A 19,043-nucleotide genomic window follows, 5' to 3' on the forward strand; every position below is an offset into this window, starting at 1 on the left:
GAGCTGCCGCATGACCGAAGCCGCCATCCGCGCCGCGGCGCTTCTGCGTGACCATCGCGCCAGCATCGACAGGCTGGACGCGATCCTCGTCTACACGCTGGCCGAAAGGTTCAAGCACACTCAATCCGTCGGCCGCCTCAAGGCCGAACACGATCTTCCGCCCTCTGATCCCGCCCGCGAGGCGACCCAGATCGAGCGGCTGGAACGGCTTGCACGCGAGGCCGATCTCGACCCCGAATTCGCGCGCAAGCTCCTCAACTTCGTGATCGCCGAAGTGATCCGGCACCACGAACACCACCAATCGCAGACCCAACCTCAGGCCGGGGAATAACCCCGCCCGAAACGCCATTTCAAAGGAGTATCCCGATGGCCATGAAGATCCGCCTTGCCCGTGGTGGCAGCAAGAAACGTCCGTTCTATTCGATCGTCGCGACCGATAGTCGCATGCCTCGCGACGGTCGCTTCCTGGAAAAGCTGGGCAGCTACAACCCGCTGCTGCCGAAAGACAGCGAAGAGCGCGTGAAGATGGACATGGAGCGCGTGAAGCACTGGCTGGACCAGGGCGCGCAGCCGACCGACCGCGTGGCGCGTTTCCTGGAAGCCGCCGGCGTCAAGGACAAGACCGAGCGCGCGAACCTGAAAAAAGGTGAACCCGGCAAGGCCGCGCAGGACCGCGCCAAGAAGCGCGCCGACCGCGAAGCCGCCGCAGCCGAGGCCGCCAATGCGCCCGCCGAGGAAGCTGCCGCCGAAGCGCCCGCCGAAACCTCGGCGGAATGATCGCATGGCCGGCGCGGATAAGGTCTGCGTCGGTGCCATCGCGGGCGCCTTCGGCGTCCGCGGCGAGGTGCGGCTGAAAAGCTTCTGTGCCGAACCGGGCGACATCGCCAGCTACGGCGCCTTGTCAACCGAGGATGGCGCGCGGCAGTACATCGTGACGCTGACCCGCCCCGTCACCGGCGGGTTCGGCGCGCGCCTGTCGGGCGTGGCCACCCGCGAACAGGCGGAGGCGCTGAAAGGCACGACGCTCTGGGCGCCCCGCGACGCCCTGCCCTCGCTGCCGGACGACGAATTCTACCACACCGACCTGATCGGGCTGGAAGTCGTCGATACCGGCGGCGCGACGCTTGGCCGCGTCCGTGCGATCTACGATCACGGCGCGGGCGACATCCTCGAGGTGGTGGGCAAGGGCCTGATCCTTCTGCCCTTCACCCGTGCGGTCGTCCCGACCGTCGACCTTGCGGCTGGCCGCATCGTCGCCGACCCGCCGGCCGAGGACAGCGATCCGGCGCCCGCCTTCGATGAGTGATCCACGCACCTCGAAATCGCATGGCCGACTTTCGGTCCGCGCGAGCCGCCAGCCGCGCGACCTGATGGCCGAGCCGCAGCATGTCGGCGCCTGGACCGCGAACATCGTCACCCTGTTCCCCGAGGCTTTCCCCGGCACGCTGGGCCTTTCGCTGACAGGCAAGGCGCTGGCCGACGGTCTGTGGAATCTGCGCACGATCCCGCTGCGCGAGTACGGGTTGGGAAAGCACCGCAACGTCGATGATACGCCGGCGGGCGGCGGCGCGGGTCTGGTGATGCGCCCCGACGTGATGGCCGCCGCCTTGGCAAAGGCCGATCCCGGCCTGCCCGTCATCTACCTGTCGCCCCGCGGCCGTCCCTTCACCCAGGCCCGCGCCCGCGCGCTGGCCGAAGGGCCCGGAATGACGCTGATCTGCGGCCGGTTCGAGGGGCTGGACCAGCGCCTTCTGGACGCCCGCAACGTCGAGGAAATCAGCATCGGCGACTACGTCCTGACCGGCGGAGAGATCGCGGCTCAGGTCTTGATCGACACGACCGTCCGCCTTATACCGCGCGTGCTGGGGAATCAGGCGTCGCTGGCCGAGGAATCCTTTTCCGACGGTCTGCTTGAACATCCGCAGTACACGAAGCCCGCCCTTTGGGAAGGCCGCGCGATCCCGGAAGTCCTTCTTTCGGGAAATCACGCGGCCATTCGCGATTGGCGGATGAAGCAGGCCGAAGGCCTGACCAAGGAACGCCGCCCCGACCTGTGGCGGGCATACCAGGACGGTATGGACCCGGCAAAGGACCGACAGCTCTCGGGCGCATCAGACCAATCGCGGCAGCACCGCGAGCATGAAAAGGATTAGCGCGATGAACCTGATCGCAGAACTCGAAGCCGAGCAGATCAAGGAGCTCGGCAAGACCATCCCGGATTTCAAGGCCGGCGACACCGTCCGCGTGGGCTACAAGGTGACCGAGGGCACCCGCACCCGCGTTCAGAACTACGAAGGCGTCTGCATCGCCCGCAAGGGTGGTGACGGCATCGCCGCCAGCTTCACCGTCCGCAAGATCAGCTTCGGCGAGGGCGTGGAGCGTGTGTTCCCCCTTTACGCGACCAACATCGATTCGATCGAGGTCGTGCGCCGCGGCAAGGTCCGCCGCGCGAAGCTCTATTACCTGCGCGACCGCCGCGGCAAGTCGGCCCGGATCGCGGAAAAGACCAACTACCGCGCGCCCAAGGGCGCCGGCGTGAACGCGTAAGGAGAGCGGCGATGAAAAAGGACATCCATCCCGACTACCACATGATCGAGGTCAAGATGACCGACGGCACCACCTACCAGGTCCGTTCGACCTGGGGCGCCGAAGGCGACACGATGTCGCTCGACATCGACCCGACCTCGCACCCGGCCTGGACCGGCGGCTCGGCCAAGCTGATGGACACCGGCGGTCGCGTGTCGCGGTTCAAGAACAAGTACGCCGGCCTGGGTTTCTGAGAAATCCGGTCAGTGCACCATGGAAACGCCGTCCCTCGGGGCGGCGTTTTTGCTTGCCGGCTACGCCTCGCCGCGGACCTGTCGCCCGCGCCACAGGATGAACACGCCGGAAAGCACTATCAGGCTTGATCCGATCAGCATCGACAGCGTGAAGCGCTCGCCAAAGAACGCCAGCCCGAAGGCCACGCCGAACAGAAGCCGCGTATAGCGGAACGGCGTCACGGCCGAGACCTCGCCAGTGCGCATCGCCTTCATCAGACAGGAATAGGCGGCGACCCCGGACAGAACCGCCGCCAGCATCGCGCCTGCGGCCCCGGCGGCCGGCATCACCAGCGCCGTGCGATCCCACAGCGCGACCAGCACCCCGGCGATCACCACCGCGCCGAAGCCGTAAAGCCCCAGGATCGCCGTGCTCAGCGAGGCGGGCGCGGCACGGCTTGCCAGATCGCGGCCCGCAAATCCGATCATGCCGATCACCGCCAGAAGCGACAGGGCGGAAAACCCTTCGGCTCCCGGCTTCACGATCACCACCACCCCCGCAAGCCCGACGACGATGGCCAGCCACCGCCGCCAGCCGACCTTTTCACCGAACAGCAACGCGGCGCCCGCGACCACGACCAGCGGGGTGGCCTGCAGGATCACCGTCGCCGCCGACAGCGGTATCAGCGTGATTGCCAGCGCATAGAACAGCCGCCCGACGATCTCGAATCCCACCCGGATGCGCATCGGGCGCGACAGCACGTCGGGCGAGAACAGCCGCTCTCCCCGGCTCAGGGCGAGGCCGGCAAAGACGATCGTGCCGCCCAGACCGAACAGGATCAGAATCTCCCCCACCGGGAGGGTCTTCGAGGCAGCCTTGATGAAACTGTCCTCGACCGCGAAGGCGCCCATCGCGGCGATCATCCACAGACTGCCCATCAGGTTGCCGGCCGCCGGGCCCGAGACGACGCGTTTCACAATGCCTCACCGATGATGGGTCTGATGCCGCGTGACGCGTCCGCGCGGCAGGGTCAATCCCTCACCGGCGCTCGAACCGTCCGACCGGGATCTTGAAGTATCCGTGCCCGCCCTCCTCGCTACCCGGCAGCCGACCGCCACGGATGTTGACCTGCAGCGCATGCAGCATCCGATCCGGCAGGCGCAGCGTCGCATCACGGGCATCGCGTCGCTGGATGAACGTGTCGCGGTCGATCCCGTCCTTGACGTGGATGTTGGACAGGCGGTGCTCGGCGACGGTCGCCATGTAGTTCGGCTGACGCCCCTTCTCGGGATAGTCGTGACCGACGAACAGCCGCGTCTCGGCCGGCAGGTCCAGGATCGCGCGGATCGAGTCCCACAGATCCGCGCTCGACCCGCCCGGGAAATCCGCGCGGCTGGTGCCGGAACTGGGATACATCAGCGTGTCGTGGACAAAGGCCGCATCGCCCGCGACATAGGTGATGGAGGCGAGCGTGTGGCCGGGCGAGAACATCACCTTGACCGGAACCTCACCAACCATGAACGTGTCGCCCTCGGCAAACAGCCGGTCCCATTGCGAGCCGTCCTGCGGCAGGTCGGGATCGTCGTAGATGTCTGCCCACAGCCGCTGGACGCCGGTGACCTTCTCGCCGATCGCGCGCGGGACACCGCCAAGCTTCCCGGCCATGTAGACCGCCGCGCTGAAATGATCCGCATGGGGATGAGTGTCGAGGATCCATTCGATCGAGATTCCCTCGTCCCGGATATAGGACAGCATCTCGTCCGCGGATTCGGTCCAGACCGCTGCGGCGGCAGGGTCGAAGTTCCAGACCGGATCGACGACCGCGCCCTTCATCGTTGCCGGATCGTGGAAGACATAGTGAAGCGAGCCGGTCGGACGGTCGAAAAAGGCACGGACGATGGGCGAGGTCGACATTGTCTGGCTCCGGCTTACATATCTAAAAAACCATATATGATCCTGCGCACCCTGCCGCAAGCGGCGCGCAGCGTCACATCCACCGGCTATCACATGAAAAGCGCCGCCCGGAACCCGGACGGCGCTTCGCAAAGCATGTCATGTCTTTCAGATGATCGGTGGCGACCCGATCCGCCCCCACCAGCCGCGCGGCGGCGTGCCGCCGATCGGATGACCCGTCACCTGCGCACCGCCCGCGTCCACGGTGACGCGCCCGTCACGATGATGGCGCAGAACCTGACCCTGCGCCGTTCCGCGGCTTCCGACGGTGATCGTGGCGAAGCCCAGATCCGGCAGCATCCCGCCATCCGTCAACGGCTGCAGCGTCGCGCCCAGCCCTGTCATGGTCAGCACGTTCATGATCGCACCGACCGGACTTTCCGAACCGGCTCGATATGCGTCATCCACCGTTCCGGGTCGCGATTGCGCAGCAGCTCGGCGGCGGCCTGTTGTGGATCGCGGCTATAGATCACCAGCGGAATGTCGGCGATGCAATGCGCCATGCCCGTCGCTCGGTCGATCAGCCGCACCGCATAGCAAGGGGTCACCGGCATCCAAGCAGCTCTCGCGCTCTGCGCGAACTCGCCCAGATGGTTCAGCATGGTCATGACGATCTCCTTTTCCCGTCAGACGCGTCGGGTCGTCCCCTGACGTGTTAATTACGACACAAGCGGTCGTGATTATCAACGAAAATATCTAGCGATGAGATCGTGTATTTAAGCCTTGCGCGTCAGTCGCTTGCTTGAACTTCGGGGATGGAATCGAGCGGCAGCGGCGCGCCGTCGCCGACCAGGTCGGCCAGCGTCAGCGATTCGAGAAGCAGCAGGTAGGACCAGAACACACCGGCGAAGGTGCGGCGAAGGCGGCAGCTCGCCTCGTCCGTGCAGTCCTCACAGCGCTGATAGGCCGTGCGCGACAGGCAAGGCAGCGGCGCGATCGGACCGTCGATCTGGCGCAACAACCCTTCCAGCGGAATCTGGCGCGGATCGCGGGCCAGCCGATAGCCGCCACGCCGCCCCCGGATCGAGGTGACCACACCCGCATTGCGCAGGCTCAGCATGATATGTTCCAGAAACCGCTTCGGCGCGCCCGATCGCCGTGCGATCTCTTCGATCTGCAGGGCGGTATCGGTGTCGGCCCGCTCATCGGCCAGCACGATCAGCGCCTTCAGCGCGTATTTCATCTTTTGCGTGATCATGTCCAATCCTAGACCGGGTCGCGGCGCCGCACAACGCACGGAACAACCTGCGCTTTTCATCCCGCCGCCTTTTCAATCGCCGGCCTCGCCGCTAGGGTCGCGCCGGATCGCAACGGGGGCGCGGACAGGTTTGGCGCATATCATCGTCGTCGGGAACGAAAAGGGCGGTTCGGGCAAGTCCACCACCTCGATGCATGTCGCAACCGCGCTGGCGCGGATGGGCCACCGCGTCGGCGCGCTGGATCTGGACGTGCGCCAGCGCAGTTTCGGGCGCTACCTGGAAAACCGGATGGCCTATCTCAAGCGCAAGGGACTGGACCTGCCGACGCCGATCCTCGGCACGCTGGGCGAAGGCTCCGACCCGCTGTCGCCCGCGATGGAGGCTTTGGAGCCCGATTGCGACTTCATCCTGCTCGACTGTCCCGGCTCGCACACGCGGCTCAGCCAGATCGCGCATACGCTTGCGGATACGCTGGTCACGCCGATGAACGACAGCTTCATCGACTTCGATCTGCTGGCCCGGATGTCGCCCGAAGGGAAGGTGCTAGGTCCCTCGATCTATGCCGAGATGGTCTGGGCCGCACGCCAGATGCGGGCCGAGGCGGGGGCAGGCCCGATCGACTGGCTGGTGCTGCGCAACCGGCTCGGGACGCAGCAGATGCACAACAAGCGCAAGGTCGGAACTGCGCTGACCGCGCTGTCCAAGCGCATCGGGTTTCGCGTCGCGCCCGGCTTTTCGGAACGGGTCATCTTCCGCGAACTGTTCCCGCGGGGGCTGACCCTGCTGGATCTGCGCGACATCGGCACGCAGAACCTCTCGATGTCGAACATTGCCGCGCGTCAGGAGCTGCGTGATCTCGTGGCCGAGCTTGGTTTACCCGGCGTCAGCGTCGATTTCTGATAAACTCTGCGGCACAGTCGCGTGCGATCCAGTCAAATGGCGGGCCGGGCGATTGTTGCAAGGCCGGCTGTTGCCTATCTTGGTCACGCCGACGTTCCGACGACAGGTGGTCCCGACCCGATGCGATCTCTTCTGGCCGCGCTTGCCCTTACGCTTCTGGCACAGCCTTCGCTTGCCCAGGACGATGTCGCCGCATCGCCCGCCGCCGCTCCTTCCGTTACGGTCGCTTCTGCGCAAATCGCCGAGGTCAGGGCCGAGGTGCCGGTCTCTGGCACGCTCGTCGCCCGGCAGGAAGTGCAGGTCTTTCCCCAGGTCTCCGGCTTCGAGATCACCGAACTGCTGGTCGAAGCGGGCGATCAGGTGACGGCTGGCCAGCTTCTCGCCCGCGTCTCCGACAGCACGCTCGCCGCACAGCTGAAACAGGCCGAGGCCGAATATCAGCGGGCGCAGGCCGGCGTCGGGCAGGCCCGCAGCCAGATCGCCAGCGCCGAGGCCGCGCGCACGCAGGCCGTCACCGCGCTGGACCGCGCGCAGCGGCTGCGCGACAGCGGCAACGCCTCGCAGGCGGCCCTGGATCAGGCCGTCGCGGCTGAGGCGAATGCCCAGGCCCAAGCCGCCTCTGCATCAGACGGTCTTGCCGTCGCCGAAGCGGCGCTGGCCCAGGCCGATGCCGCACGCAGCATCGCCGCGCTGAACCTTGAGCACACGCGCATCAAGGCGCCGGTCGCGGGCCTGATCGTCGACCGCAACGCCCGGCTTGGCGCCATCGCCGCGCCCGGCGCCGAACCTCTGTTCACCATCGTCGCCGGCGGCGATATCGAAGTCTCCGCCGAAGTCATCGAAACCGCCCTGCAATCGCTGGAACCGGGGCTACCCGCTCGCGTCCAGGTCGCCGGTGTCGGCGCGATCGAGGGCAAGGTGCGCCTGGTCCCGGCCAGCGTCGATCCCGTCACCCGACTGGGCCTGGTCAGGATCTCGCTCACTTCCGATCCGCGCCTGCGCACCGGTCTCTTCGCCAGCGGCTGGATCACCACCGCAGTCCGCGATGCGGTCACCATTCCCTCGGCCGCGATCCTCGCCGATGCCGAAGGCGAAACCGTCCGCGTCGTGGGCGATGCCGGCATGGTCGAGGTGCGCCCGGTCAGGGCCGGCCTCTTGTGGGACGGGCGGCGCGAGATCGCAGAGGGTCTGGCCGAGGGCGAGACCGTCATCGCCCGCTCGGGCGCCTTCTTCCGCACCGGCGATCAGATCACCCCGATCCGCCCTGCCGAGCCGGCTCAGCCGACCGACGCGCCCAGCCCCACCGCCAGCACAACGCCCCAGCCCGACCGCACGCCCATCGGCGCCGCCGACGCGGCAGAGGCGCCGGCCACCACCGCCTCGCGCCAGCCATGAACCTGTCCACCTGGTCGATCCGGCATCCCGTTCCGCCCATCGCGATCTTTCTGGTCCTGCTGGTCGTCGGCCTGTTCAGCTTTCAGCGCCTGCCGGTCACGGCGATGCCCAACATCGACCTGCCCATCGTCAGCGTCACCGTGGCCCAGCCCGGTGCCGCGCCGACGGAACTGACCACGCAGGTCATCCAGCCGATCGAGGATTCCATTTCCTCGATCACCGGGGTTCGCCATATCAGCGCCACCGCCAGCGACAGCGCCGCGAACATCACCGTCGAATTCGAGCTGGAAACCGATACCGACCGCGCGGTCAACGACGTCAAGGATGCAGTCGCCAATGTCCGCTCGGACCTGCCCGAAAGCATCAGCGAGCCCATCGTCACCCGCATCGATATCGAGGGCTTTCCGATCCTGACCTACGCGGTCAGCGACCCGACCCGCACGATCGAGGAAGTGTCGAAATTCACCGACGACGTGATCGGGCGCGAATTGTCGAACGTGGACGGCGTCGGCAAGATCGGCCGCATCGGTGGTGCCGACCGCGAGATCAAGGTCGAGCTTGATCCCGACCGCCTGCTGGCCCACGGCCTGACCGCCGCCGAGATCTCGCAGCAGCTTCGCGCCAAGAACATCGATCTGGGCGGCGGGCGCGGCGATCTGTCGGGCACGGAATACTCGATCCGCACGCTCGGCGCCGCGGACAGCGTCGCGCAACTGGCAGCGACACCCATCGCCATCGCGAACGGCCGCACGATCCGGCTGGATCAACTGGGCGAGGTGATCGACGGCGCGTCCGAGGAACGCAGCTTCGCGCTGATGGACGGCCAGCCGGTCGTGGCCTTCGGCGTCTATCGCGCCTCGGGCAAGTCCGATCTGGGCGCAGGCGACGGCACCAAGGATAAGCTGGCAGAGATCGCCGCCCGCTATCCCGACACCCGGATCACGCTGATCGACGATTCCACCACCTACACCGCCGACAGCTACCATTCCGCGATGGAAACGCTTTACGAAGGCGCGGCCCTGGCGGTGATCGTGGTGTTCCTGTTCCTGCGTAACTGGCGCGCGACGCTGATCGCCGCCGTCGCGCTGCCGCTGTCCATCATCCCCACCTTCTTCGTGATGCAATGGCTGGGCTTCACGCTGAACGGCATCTCCCTTCTGGGGATCACGCTGGTCACCGGGATCCTCGTCGATGATGCCATCGTCGAGATCGAGAACATCGTCCGACACATCCACATGGGCCTGCCCGCCTACGAGGCGAGCGAAGAGGCCGCGAACGAGATCGGCCTGACGGTCATCGCGATCAGCTTCTCCATCGTCGCGGTCTTCGCCCCGGTCAGCTTCATGGGCGGCATTGCCGGGCAGTATTTCAAGCAGTTCGGACTGACCGTCGCGGTCTCGGTCCTGTTCTCGCTTCTGGTCGCGCGGATCATCACGCCGATGATGGCCGCCTACCTTCTGCGCGACGCAAAGGGCATCGCCGAACCGAAGGATGGCTTCCTGATGCGCGGGCTGATGTCGGTGCTGCGCTGGACGCTACGCCATCGCGGCCTGACGCTGCTGGCAGGGTTGGGCATCTTCGCGGGCTCGATCTATTCGGCGACGCTGTTGCCGACCGAATTCATCCCCGCCCAGGATGTCGGCCGCAGCCAGGTCGAGATCGAGCTGCCGCCCGGCTCCCCCCTCTCCGAAACCGAAGATGCGGCCCGTGCGCTCAGCCACCGCATCGCCGAGACGCCAGAGGTTCGCACGGTCTTCGTCGAGGGCGGCTCGTCCAAGGTCAGCAAGGCGCGGCTGATGATCAACTACGGCGACCGCGCCGACCGCGACCGTACCCAGTTCGAGCTTGAGGATGAGCTGAAGGCCCGTTTGGCCGGCACGCCCGACATGCGCATCAATTTCCAGAACGAGGCGGGGCAAAACGATCTGACCATCTCGGTCCTCGGCGATGATGAGGATGCGACCGCACAGGCGGCTGAGCGCCTGATGGCGGCGATGTCCGGTCTGGATACGCTGGAGAGTGTCACCTCCTCCGCGAACCTTCAGCGGCCGGAAATCCAGATCCACCCCAAGGGCGACATCGCGACCCAGCTTGGCGTGACCGCCAGCGCGCTCGCCTCGACCCTCCGCGTGGCGACCCTGGGCGACACCGAATCGAACCTCGCCAAGTTCAACACCGGCGACGAACAACTGCCCATCGTGGTGCGACTGCGCGAATCCGCGCGTCAGGACCTGATGACGGTGCAGAACCTGCGGGTGCCCTCCTCCGCCGGGCAGGTGCCGCTCTATGCGGTGGCCGACGTGCGCCTCGCCTCGGGCGCGACCGAAATCAGTCGTTACGACCGGCAATATCGCACCACGGTCTCCGCCAACCTCGCCGACGGCGCCCTTCTGGGTCCGGTCAACGCGCAGGTGCAGGAATTGCAGGCGCAGGTGGACATGCCGCCCGGCACCACGATTCAGCCGTCCGGCGACGCCGAAATCATGGGCGAGGTCTTCGGGGCCTTCGGCACCGCCATGGCCGCCGGGATCATGCTGGTCTACGTCGTGCTGGTCCTGCTGTTCCACAACTTCATCACCCCGATCGCGATCCTGTTGTCGCTGCCCCTGGCCATCGGCGGGGCCATCCTGGCGCTCTTCCTGACCGGCAAGTCGATCAGCATGGCGGTGGTCATCGGCTTCCTGATGCTGATGGGGATCGTGACCAAGAACGCGATCATGCTGGTCGAATTCGCGCTGACCTCGATGGAGGAAGGCACACCCAAGCGCGAGGCGATCCTGGACGCCGCGCACAAACGCGCCCGGCCCATCGTGATGACCACGATCGCGATGAGCGCAGGCATGGTCCCCTCGGCGCTTGGCATCGCCGCAGGCGGCGAGTTCCGCTCGCCCATGGCCATCGCGGTGATCGGCGGCCTGCTCCTCTCGACGGTTTTGTCGCTGCTGTTCGTGCCATCGCTCTTCTCTGTGATCCACGGCGGGCAGCGTCGCGTCTTCGGCAGGCTCGCCCGTCGCATCGGCCTGAACAGCGCCCGGGAAGTCCCGGCGGAGTAAGGGCCTTGGCAGCCCTTGGGCGCCACAAAGCGGCGCAACACCGTCAGCGGGTGCCGCGGTCGCCTAACCCCTTCTTCTTCAGTCAAATATCCCCGCCGGAGGCATCCCGGCGCCAGCCGGGATCTCTTAACGCTTCCTGAACCGCACGTCCGCAGCCTGTGTACAGGTTGTGTACAGCCTGTGTACGGGCGGTGTACGGGTTGTGCTGCGTCAAACCCAGCAATTGCTGGCCGAAATCGGGCGACAAGTGTTGCGCTGTTGCGCCCCACCGTGCGCTGCCGTTGCCGTCAAGGACCGTTAACGAAACAGGGGCGCCGAAGCGCCCCTGAAACCATCCCGACGTGCGGCTGGCTCAGGCCAGCATCCCCATCGGATTCTCCAGATGCTTGACGATCGCTTCAAGCAATTGCGCCCCCAGCGCGCCGTCGATGACACGGTGATCGACCGACAGCGTCATCGACATCATCGTGCGGATGACCACCTCGTCGCCCTCGACGACCGGCGTCTTGATCCCCGCTCCGACGGCCAGGATCGCCCCATGCGGCGGGTTGATGACGGCGTCGAAATTCTCGACCCCAAACATCCCCAGGTTGCTGATCGCGAAGCTGCCGCCCTGATATTCCTGCGGCGCCAACTTCTTGTTTTTGGCGCGATTTGCCAGATCCTTCATCTCGGTCGACAGCTTCGACAGCGTCTTGGCATCCGCGTCGCGCAGCACCGGCGTGAACAGCCCGCCCTCGACCGCGACGGCCACCGCGACGTCAGACGGTTTCAGCTTGATGATCCGGTCGCCCGCCCAGACCGCGTTCGCGTCCGGCACCTCCTGCAACGCCAGCGCGCAGGCCTTGATGATGAAATCATTGACCGACAGCTTCACGCCGCGCGCTTCCAGCTGCTTGTTCAGCGTGCCGCGGAATTCCATCAACGCATCGAGCTTCGCCGAACGCCGCAGATAGAAATGCGGGATCGTCTGCTTGGCCTCACCCAGCCGCTTCGCGATGGTCCGGCGCATCCCGTCCAGTTCCACCACCTCGGTCTCGCGGTCAGCATACATTTTCGCGACCGCATCCGCCGACGGCCCGGCCGGCGCAGCCGCTGCCGGCGCTGCCGCAGCGGGCTGTTCCTTCGCGGCCTCCGCCTTCGGTGCCTCGCCCGGCTTGGCGTTTTCGACGTCCGCCTTGACGATGCGACCGTTCGGGCCAGAGCCCTTTAAGGCAGCCAGATCAAGGCCCTTGTCCGCGGCGATCCGCCGTGCCAGCGGCGATGCGAAGATACGCTCGCCCTTCTCTTCGGTCTTCTCGCCGGAAGAGGATTTCGCTTTACCTTCGCCCTCGCCCTTCACCGGGGCACCCATCGGGCTGCCATAGCCCTTCTCGGCAGGCTCCGGTTCCTCGTCCAGCTTGGCCGCGTCCTTGTCCGGCTTAACCGCACTGCCGACACCAGAGGACGCGTCGATATCATCCGCGCTCTCGCCGTCTTCCAGAAGCACGGCAATCGGCGTGTTCACTTTGACGCCCGACGTGCCCTCGTCGATCAGGATCTTGCCGACGACGCCTTCGTCCACGGCCTCGAATTCCATCGTCGCCTTGTCGGTCTCGATCTCGGCCATGATGTCGCCGGACTTGACCTCGTCGCCTTCCTTGACCAGCCACTTGGCCAGCGTGCCCTCTTCCATCGTGGGGGAGAGCGCGGGCATCAGGATTTCTGTCGGCATGTCGCGATCCCCTTACTTGTAGGTGACTTTCTTCACCGCCTCGACCACTTCGGCCGGGGTGATGAGAGCCAGCTTTTCCAGATTGGCGGCATAGGGCATCGGCACGTCCTTGCCGGTGCAGGTGATGACCGGCGCGTCCAGCCAGTCGAACGCCTCCTGCATCAGGACCGAACTGATGTAGCTGCCGATGCTGGCGACGGGCCAGCCTTCCTCGACGGTCACGCAGCGGTTGGTCTTCTTGACCGACTCGATGACAGTCGCGGTATCCATCGGGCGCAATGTGCGCAGGTCGATCACCTCGGCGTCGATGCCGTCCTCGGCCAGCTTGTCGGCGGCCTCCAGCGCGTGGCTCATGCCGATGCCGAAGCTGACGATGGTCACGTCCGACCCTTCGCGCGCGATCCGCGCCTTGCCGAAGGGGATGGTGAAATCCTCCATGTCCGGCACGTCGAAACTGCGGCCGTAGAGGATCTCGTTCTCGAGGAAGATGACGGGGTTCGGATCGCGGATCGCGGTCTTCAGCAGGCCCTTTGCATCCGATGCGGTGTAAGGAATGACAACCCGCAGGCCGGGGATCTGGGAATACCAGGCCGAATAATCCTGGCTGTGCTGCGCACCCACCCGCGCGGCCGCGCCGTTCGGTCCGCGGAACACGATCGGACAACCCATCTGGCCACCCGACATGTACAACGTTTTGGCGGCCGAGTTGATGATGTGGTCGATCGCCTGCATCGCGAAGTTGAAGGTCATGAACTCGACGATCGGGCGCAGTCCGGCCAGCGCGGCACCCGTGCCGATGCCCGCAAAACCATATTCGCTGATCGGCGTGTCCACCACGCGGCGCGAGCCGAACTTGTCCAGCAAACCCTGGCTGATCTTGTAGGCGCCTTGGTATTCGCCGACCTCTTCACCCATCAGGAAGACCGTCTCGTCGCGGTCCATTTCCTCTTCCATCGCCTCACGCAAAGCCTCGCGCACGGTCATGGATTTCAGCTTGGCATCCGCGGGCCAGTCGGGGCTGCGATCGGGCTTGGGCACGTCGGGCGCCTTGGCTTCCGCCTTGGGCTTTTCGCCGGTCTCGTCCTTGCTGTTTTCGCCCTCGCCTTTCTCGGCGGATGGCTCGCTCTCGGGTGACTTCGTCTCGATGTCGTCGGCGCTTTCGCCTTCCTCGACCATCACCGCGATGGGCGTGTTAACCTTTACGCCCTCGGTACCCTCGTCGATCAGGATCTTGCCAAGGATGCCTTCATCGACCGCCTCGAATTCCATCGTGGCCTTGTCGGTCTCGATCTCGGCGATGATGTCGCCGGATTTGACCTCGTCGCCTTCCTTCTTCAGCCATTTCGCCAGCGTGCCTTCCTCCATGGTCGGCGACAGGGCGGGCATCAGGATTTCGGTTGCCATATGTGCTGCCCTCCCCTCAGGCGTCCGCGTGGTCTTCAGCCGAGCCTTGCGGCAGGGCTTCGGCGTAGATGTCGGTCCACAGCTCGTCGAGCGCAGGCTCGGGGCTGTCCTTGGCGAACTCGGCGGAATCGTTGACGATGTCCTTGATCTCCTTGTCGATCGCCTTCAGCTCATCCTCGGTCGCGTGGCTGCCCTGCAGCAGCAACTCGCGGACATGCTCGATCGCGTCACGTTCATCGCGCATCTTCTGCACCTCCTCGCGGGTGCGGTACTTGGCGGGGTCGGACATCGAATGACCACGGTAGCGATAGGTCATCACCTCGAGGATGTAGGGACCCTTGCCAGCGCGGCAGTGCGCAACGGCCTTTTCGCCCGCAGCCTTGACCGCCAGAACGTCCATGCCATCAACCTGCTCGCCCGGGATGCCGAAGGCCTCCCCCCGGCCGAAGAAGCTCGTCGATTTCGTCGACCGCTTGACCGACGTTCCCATCGCGTACTGGTTGTTCTCGATCACGAAGATCACCGGCAGGTCCCACAATTCTGCCATGTTGTAGGTCTCATAGACCTGGCCCTGGTTGGCCGCGCCGTCACCGAAATAGGTGAAGGTCACGCGATCGTTGCCCAGATACTTGTCAGCGAAGGCCAGACCCGCTCCCAGCGGAACCTGCGCCGCGACGATGCCATGGCCGCCGTAGAAATGCTTCTCGCGGCTGAACATGTGCATGCTGCCGCCCTTGCCCTTTGAATAACCGCCTTCACGGCCGGTAAGCTCGGCCATGACGCCGCGCGCCTCCATGCCGCAGGCCAGCATGTGGCCGTGGTCGCGATAAGAGGTGACGCGCTTGTCGCCGTCCTCGGCCGCGGCTTCCAGGCCGACGACGACCGCTTCCTGCCCGATATAAAGGTGGCAGAAGCCACCGATGAGACCCATACCATAAAGCTGGCCGGCCTTTTCTTCGAACCGGCGGATCAGCAGCATGTCCCGGTAATACTGTTTCAGTTCATCGGCCGAGACGTTGGGCGTAGCCGCCGCAGCGGTCTCCGAGTCCTGCGATGTCTGCTTGGCGGCTGCGGGTTTCCTGGCCATCGGATTCCTCCTGACGCGTGGGCGGAATAGTTCAGCGTTAAACTATGGGTAACGCATCGCCACAACGGGTGCAATGTGCCACGACCGCGCACGACAAGGTGTCAGCGGATGATCACCTCATCGGGCCGCGCAAGGCCGAGGACGTCGCGCGCACGCTCGTCCAGCAGGTCGATATCCAGATACTCGTCGGACAGGCGCCTGGTCAGGTTCTGCATCTCTCCGACCTCGGCCTGCAGCCGCTCACGCTCGGCCAGAAGCTCATCAGTCTCCGCCTCGACCTGAACCCGACGGAGGATGCCGGACGGTCCCTGAACGGCGGCGAAGGCGAAATAAAGGCCAAGCCCGATGGTCAGCAGAAAGAAGATCGCCGAGGAAAGCGAAAAGCGCTGGTTCATGATGCTGCCCGTAGCGGCCGCTGACCGGCCGGTTCTTGTTGGATGCGATCATGCCACACCGACGCTGTCGAGGGAATCCCTGAAGGGAGGATCAGGCCTTGCGTCCGCCCGATCCGGCGACGCGGCATTTCCACTCGCGCACCTTTTCCTTCGGATGTGTCTCCATCCAACGGGCCAGTTCGAACTGACTTTCGCGCATGCAGGTGAAAAGGCCGTTGCGTTCTTCGAAAAGCAGGCTGTGATCGGCGCATTTCGCCGGATCGGACAGCAGGCATGTGACGAAGAAAAGCTCGATCATGCATTCAGCCTAGCACGCATCGATTCGCCTGTCGCGCAAACTTTGGTCTTATGCTTGTGGGTCCCGGCGCGGCTGCTAGTGTCGCGCCATGCAGGCCACAGCCCCCCTTCCCGCATTGTCAGACGATCAGGCCGAGGCATGGGACCGCCTGGCCGAAGCGTTCGATGCGGCGGGCATCGATTTGGCCGCCGAAGAGATCACGCCACCGAAGCCGGGCAAGGCGCGGGTCATGGCGGTGATCGGCAAGGCCGGCTCCGGTAAGACAATGATGCTGGCCGGACTGACCCGCGCCCTGCGCGAGGCGGGCGTGGACGTGATAAGCGGCGACTACGAGGGCAAGCGCCGCAAGGACCGCCGCACCGTCGCGATCCTTGCACCGACCAACAAGGCGGCCTTCGTGCTGCGCACGCGCGGCGTGCCCGCAACGACGATCCACCGCATCCTCTACACGCCGGTCTATGATCCGGAATATGAAAAGATCGCCGAGTGGCTGGCCGGAAACGGCGACCGCCCCGTGATCGAAGGGCTGACCGACGCCTCGCTGGACCGCGCCAAGGCCTTCTACGACCAGCATGCCAGCATCCCCGGCGCCTTGGCGACGGCTGGGCTGCGCGGTTCGGACTTCATCAAGGGCTGGAAGCGGCGTGACGACGGCTTGGACATCGGGCTGATCGACGAGGCTTCGATGCTGGATGAACGCCAGTTCGACGATCTGCGCGAGATCTTTCCGCTGCTCGTCCTCTTCGGTGATCCGGCGCAGCTCGCCCCTGTCGGGCAGTCGGGCGAGATGGTCTTCGACAAGCTCGCCGCCCCGCAACGGCTGATGCTGGACCGCATTCACCGCCAGGCCGACGACAGCCCGATCCTCGATCTGGCCCATGCCTTGGCTGATCCCGCGCTGACACTGCGCGACTTCGAGAGCATGATCCGCGAGGCCGCCGCCCGGGACCCGCGCGTCGTCTGGGCGGAACGCGTGGAAAGCGACCTGATGGCGCGCAGCCCCGTGCTTGTCTGGCGCAATGCCACTCGTATTCGCCTGATCCACGCCTTCCGCAGCGCGCACGGCGCGCCGGGCGACGCGCTGCTGCCGGGCGAACCCCTGGTCTGCGACGGAATCGAACTGCCGGTGAAGCACCGCAAGAAGCGCATCGATCTGGAGGCACGCGGCCTGATCAAGGGCGCACAGGTGGTCTATCTCGGCGCGGGCAAGAAGCCCGGTTTCTCGCGGATGCATGTTATCGGAGCCGAGGATCCGCGCCTGTCGGTCGCCTCGATCGTGCGCATCGAGGCGCCGGAGGAGGATGAGCCCTTCATCCCCTACGCGGCACGGATGGGGGCGGTCTTCTTGCACGGCGCTGCGGTGACGATCCACAAGGCTCAGGGCTCGCAATGGCCCTCGGTCCAGGTATTTGCCCCCGACATCGCCGCGGCGGAATATTCCGGTCGTTCCGAGGCAGGGATCGCGCTTTGGAAGCGTCTCGCCTACGTCGCGATCACGCGGGCGCAGGAACGCCTGTTCTGGGTGGTGCGGTCGCGGCTGGCGCGGCCCGCGACGCCGCTGGGGATCGATGATTTGACGACGGCAACCTCACCCCTGTCACTGGAGGCCGACACCGATGAATGACGTCCTGAACCTGATCGGCCGCATCCTGATCGCGCTGCTGTTCCTGGGTGGCGCGTCCCAGAAGTGGGTCGATCCGCGACCGGTGACCCAGATGATCCGGTCCATCGATCTGCCGGCCTGGCTGATCTGGCCTGTCCTCGCCTTCAACCTGCTGGCTGCGTTGGCGCTGGTCTTCGGACCGGGCGTGCGGAACTGGGCGCTGGTTTTGGCTGCCTACTGCATCTTCACAAGCTGGTTTCACTGGCAGCTTCGGGCGGACCCCTGGCAGGTCACGATCGTGGTCAAGAACTGGGCTATCGCAGGCGGCCTGCTGATCCTTGCCGCGCAGGGTCCGGGCCGTCTGGTCCTGTTTCGCGGCTAGTCGTCCATGCCCGACCGGCGCGCACGACGCTGCCTTTCGACCCGTTCGATCTCCAGCCGCAGCGCCTCCACCAGCGCCTCGTGCGGAACGCCGGTTTCCTGGCTGAGCCGCATCACACCGAAATGCACGCGGGCAAGCTCCTGATAATAGCGCGCGAACGTGTAATTGATCGACGCCCCAGCGACCGCGCCAAAGATCGGCGTCGCTTGAGCGGCCAGCTTCTGGCCCAGCACGACCGACAATCGCGGCGCAACCCGCGCGATCAGGGCCTGCAAGGTCTGGCCGGTCACCGACAGCCGCGCGGCCAACAGACCCAGATCAGTGCCGTCATCCTCCGACATCGGACCGGCGGCGGCAAAGACGCGCAGCGCTTCAGCCCTGACTTCGGGTGATTGCGTATCCAGCCCGTGTTCGGACGCGACATCCAGGATGCCGCGCAGCAGAAGGGTGATCGTCACGGGTAGTTCCACCACCGCGCCCGGCAGACCGGCAATGCCGCCAGCCGCGCCGCTGACCGAGGATGCGAGACGATTGAACCACTCGCCGCGGTCCCGCACGATCCGGCGCGACCGTTCAGCCGCCCCGAAGGCGCGTTCCAGCCCGCTCAACGTGATCCGATCCAGCCGCTTGCGAACGAAGCCGGGCAGGCGTGCGATCAGTCCCTCGGCGCTGGTTCCGATGGTCGACAGGATCTCCATCCCCAGCCCGCCTGCATCCAGATAGCGACGCGCCAGCGCGCCGATTTCTGCATGGACCGTCGGATCATTGATCGGGGGAAGCACCAGTTGGCGGTTCTTCGCGCTGTTCGTCGCCATGTCGCGTCTCTCCTTCGGCGGCATCGCGCGGATGATCGACCTCCACGCAGGCATTCCCGATATGGGGAAGCTCTGCGATTTCCGC

At 65.7% G+C, this 19,043-nt stretch carries 22 protein-coding genes; 11 read left to right on the plus strand and 11 right to left on the minus strand.

Annotated elements, in window-relative coordinates:
* Positions 1-10 precede the first annotated feature (10 nt).
* Genes MLD63_RS00460 through rpmE form a run of 6 tightly spaced genes read left to right on the plus strand, consistent with a single transcriptional unit; the run spans position 11 to position 2,780 of the window.
* Positions 11-331, plus strand: a complete 321-nt coding sequence (locus tag MLD63_RS00460; RefSeq protein WP_255327871.1) for a chorismate mutase — start codon at positions 11-13, stop codon at positions 329-331.
* Between the two features lie 35 nt (positions 332-366).
* A complete protein-coding gene (rpsP, locus tag MLD63_RS00465) occupies positions 367-777 on the plus strand; it encodes a 30S ribosomal protein S16 (protein ID WP_255327872.1) in 411 nt (136 codons plus the stop codon).
* Between the two features lie 4 nt (positions 778-781).
* The gene (rimM, locus tag MLD63_RS00470) at positions 782-1,306 is read left to right on the plus strand and encodes a ribosome maturation factor RimM (RefSeq protein WP_255327873.1); all 525 of its coding nucleotides are present in this window, start codon (positions 782-784) and stop codon (positions 1,304-1,306) included.
* On the plus strand, positions 1,299-2,153 hold the full coding sequence (gene trmD / locus MLD63_RS00475) for a tRNA (guanosine(37)-N1)-methyltransferase TrmD (RefSeq protein WP_255327874.1): 855 nt from the start codon (positions 1,299-1,301) through the stop codon (positions 2,151-2,153). The genes rimM and trmD overlap by 8 nt, the downstream gene beginning before the upstream one ends.
* A 4-nt stretch (positions 2,154-2,157) precedes the next feature.
* Positions 2,158-2,547 (plus strand): 50S ribosomal protein L19, encoded by a 390-nt coding sequence (gene rplS / locus MLD63_RS00480; protein ID WP_255327875.1) that lies wholly within the window; start codon positions 2,158-2,160, stop codon positions 2,545-2,547.
* An 11-nt stretch (positions 2,548-2,558) separates the two neighbouring features.
* Positions 2,559-2,780: a 50S ribosomal protein L31 gene (gene rpmE, locus MLD63_RS00485; RefSeq protein WP_255327876.1), complete on the plus strand. Its 222-nt coding sequence runs from the start codon at positions 2,559-2,561 to the stop codon at positions 2,778-2,780.
* 60 nt (positions 2,781-2,840) lie between these two features.
* Here rpmE and MLD63_RS00490 read toward each other — a convergent pair whose 3' ends face one another.
* From MLD63_RS00490 to MLD63_RS00510, 5 genes are all read right to left on the minus strand, one after another.
* Positions 2,841-3,683, minus strand: coding sequence for a DMT family transporter (locus tag MLD63_RS00490; protein WP_439957613.1), 843 nt, complete (start codon positions 3,681-3,683; stop codon positions 2,841-2,843).
* A 115-nt stretch (positions 3,684-3,798) separates the two neighbouring features.
* Positions 3,799-4,674, minus strand: a complete 876-nt coding sequence (locus MLD63_RS00495; protein ID WP_255327877.1) for an MBL fold metallo-hydrolase — start codon at positions 4,672-4,674, stop codon at positions 3,799-3,801.
* A gap of 147 nt (positions 4,675-4,821) precedes the next feature.
* Complete coding sequence (locus tag MLD63_RS00500) at positions 4,822-5,073, minus strand: hypothetical protein (RefSeq protein WP_255327878.1); 252 nt, start codon at positions 5,071-5,073, stop codon at positions 4,822-4,824.
* Positions 5,070-5,321 carry a hypothetical protein gene (locus tag MLD63_RS00505; protein WP_255327880.1) on the minus strand — a complete coding sequence of 84 codons (252 nt, stop codon included), beginning with the start codon at positions 5,319-5,321 and terminating at the stop codon, positions 5,070-5,072. The genes MLD63_RS00500 and MLD63_RS00505 overlap by 4 nt, the downstream gene beginning before the upstream one ends.
* Positions 5,322-5,443: 122 nt before the next feature.
* Positions 5,444-5,911: an RrF2 family transcriptional regulator gene (locus MLD63_RS00510; RefSeq protein WP_255327881.1), complete on the minus strand. Its 468-nt coding sequence runs from the start codon at positions 5,909-5,911 to the stop codon at positions 5,444-5,446.
* Positions 5,912-6,041: 130 nt separating this feature from the next.
* Between MLD63_RS00510 and MLD63_RS00515 the strand changes: the two genes are divergently transcribed.
* The 3 genes from MLD63_RS00515 to MLD63_RS00525 all read left to right on the plus strand — a co-directional run bounded on the left by MLD63_RS00515 (position 6,042) and on the right by MLD63_RS00525 (position 11,260).
* On the plus strand, positions 6,042-6,812 hold the full coding sequence (locus MLD63_RS00515) for a division plane positioning ATPase MipZ (protein WP_255327883.1): 771 nt from the start codon (positions 6,042-6,044) through the stop codon (positions 6,810-6,812).
* Between the two features lie 120 nt (positions 6,813-6,932).
* On the plus strand, positions 6,933-8,207 hold the full coding sequence (locus tag MLD63_RS00520) for an efflux RND transporter periplasmic adaptor subunit (RefSeq protein ID WP_255327884.1): 1,275 nt from the start codon (positions 6,933-6,935) through the stop codon (positions 8,205-8,207).
* Positions 8,204-11,260 (plus strand): efflux RND transporter permease subunit, encoded by a 3,057-nt coding sequence (locus MLD63_RS00525; protein WP_255327885.1) that lies wholly within the window; start codon positions 8,204-8,206, stop codon positions 11,258-11,260. The genes MLD63_RS00520 and MLD63_RS00525 overlap by 4 nt, the downstream gene beginning before the upstream one ends.
* 352 nt (positions 11,261-11,612) lie before the next feature.
* Here the strand turns inward: MLD63_RS00525 and MLD63_RS00530 are convergent, their stop codons facing one another.
* The 5 genes from MLD63_RS00530 to MLD63_RS00550 form a co-directional block, all read right to left on the minus strand.
* A complete protein-coding gene (locus MLD63_RS00530) occupies positions 11,613-12,974 on the minus strand; it encodes a pyruvate dehydrogenase complex dihydrolipoamide acetyltransferase (RefSeq protein WP_255327886.1) in 1,362 nt (453 codons plus the stop codon).
* A gap of 12 nt (positions 12,975-12,986) precedes the next feature.
* Complete coding sequence (locus MLD63_RS00535; protein WP_255327887.1) at positions 12,987-14,378, minus strand: pyruvate dehydrogenase complex E1 component subunit beta; 1,392 nt, start codon at positions 14,376-14,378, stop codon at positions 12,987-12,989.
* A gap of 16 nt (positions 14,379-14,394) precedes the next feature.
* Positions 14,395-15,465 (minus strand): pyruvate dehydrogenase (acetyl-transferring) E1 component subunit alpha, encoded by a 1,071-nt coding sequence (gene pdhA / locus MLD63_RS00540; RefSeq protein ID WP_255327888.1) that lies wholly within the window; start codon positions 15,463-15,465, stop codon positions 14,395-14,397.
* Between the two features lie 101 nt (positions 15,466-15,566).
* Positions 15,567-15,860 carry an FtsB family cell division protein gene (locus tag MLD63_RS00545; RefSeq protein ID WP_255327889.1) on the minus strand — a complete coding sequence of 98 codons (294 nt, stop codon included), beginning with the start codon at positions 15,858-15,860 and terminating at the stop codon, positions 15,567-15,569.
* 91 nt (positions 15,861-15,951) lie between these two features.
* Entirely contained in the window at positions 15,952-16,158 is a 207-nt protein-coding gene (locus MLD63_RS00550) for a hypothetical protein (protein ID WP_255327890.1), read from the minus strand.
* 88 nt (positions 16,159-16,246) lie between these two features.
* On the opposite strand from MLD63_RS00550, the gene MLD63_RS00555 reads away from it, so the two are divergent.
* Positions 16,247-17,782, plus strand: coding sequence for an ATP-dependent DNA helicase (locus MLD63_RS00555; RefSeq protein ID WP_255327891.1), 1,536 nt, complete (start codon positions 16,247-16,249; stop codon positions 17,780-17,782).
* Complete coding sequence (locus MLD63_RS00560) at positions 17,775-18,143, plus strand: DoxX family protein (RefSeq protein ID WP_255327892.1); 369 nt, start codon at positions 17,775-17,777, stop codon at positions 18,141-18,143. The genes MLD63_RS00555 and MLD63_RS00560 overlap by 8 nt, the downstream gene beginning before the upstream one ends.
* On the opposite strand, the gene MLD63_RS00565 is transcribed toward MLD63_RS00560, so the two are convergent.
* Entirely contained in the window at positions 18,140-18,958 is an 819-nt protein-coding gene (locus MLD63_RS00565) for an EcsC family protein (RefSeq protein WP_255327893.1), read from the minus strand. The genes MLD63_RS00560 and MLD63_RS00565 overlap by 4 nt on opposite strands.
* Between the last annotated feature and the right edge of the window lie 85 nt (positions 18,959-19,043).

It is taken from the genome of Paracoccus albicereus (assembly GCF_024359525.1).
Taxonomy (GTDB): Bacteria; Pseudomonadota; Alphaproteobacteria; order Rhodobacterales; family Rhodobacteraceae; genus Paracoccus; species Paracoccus albicereus.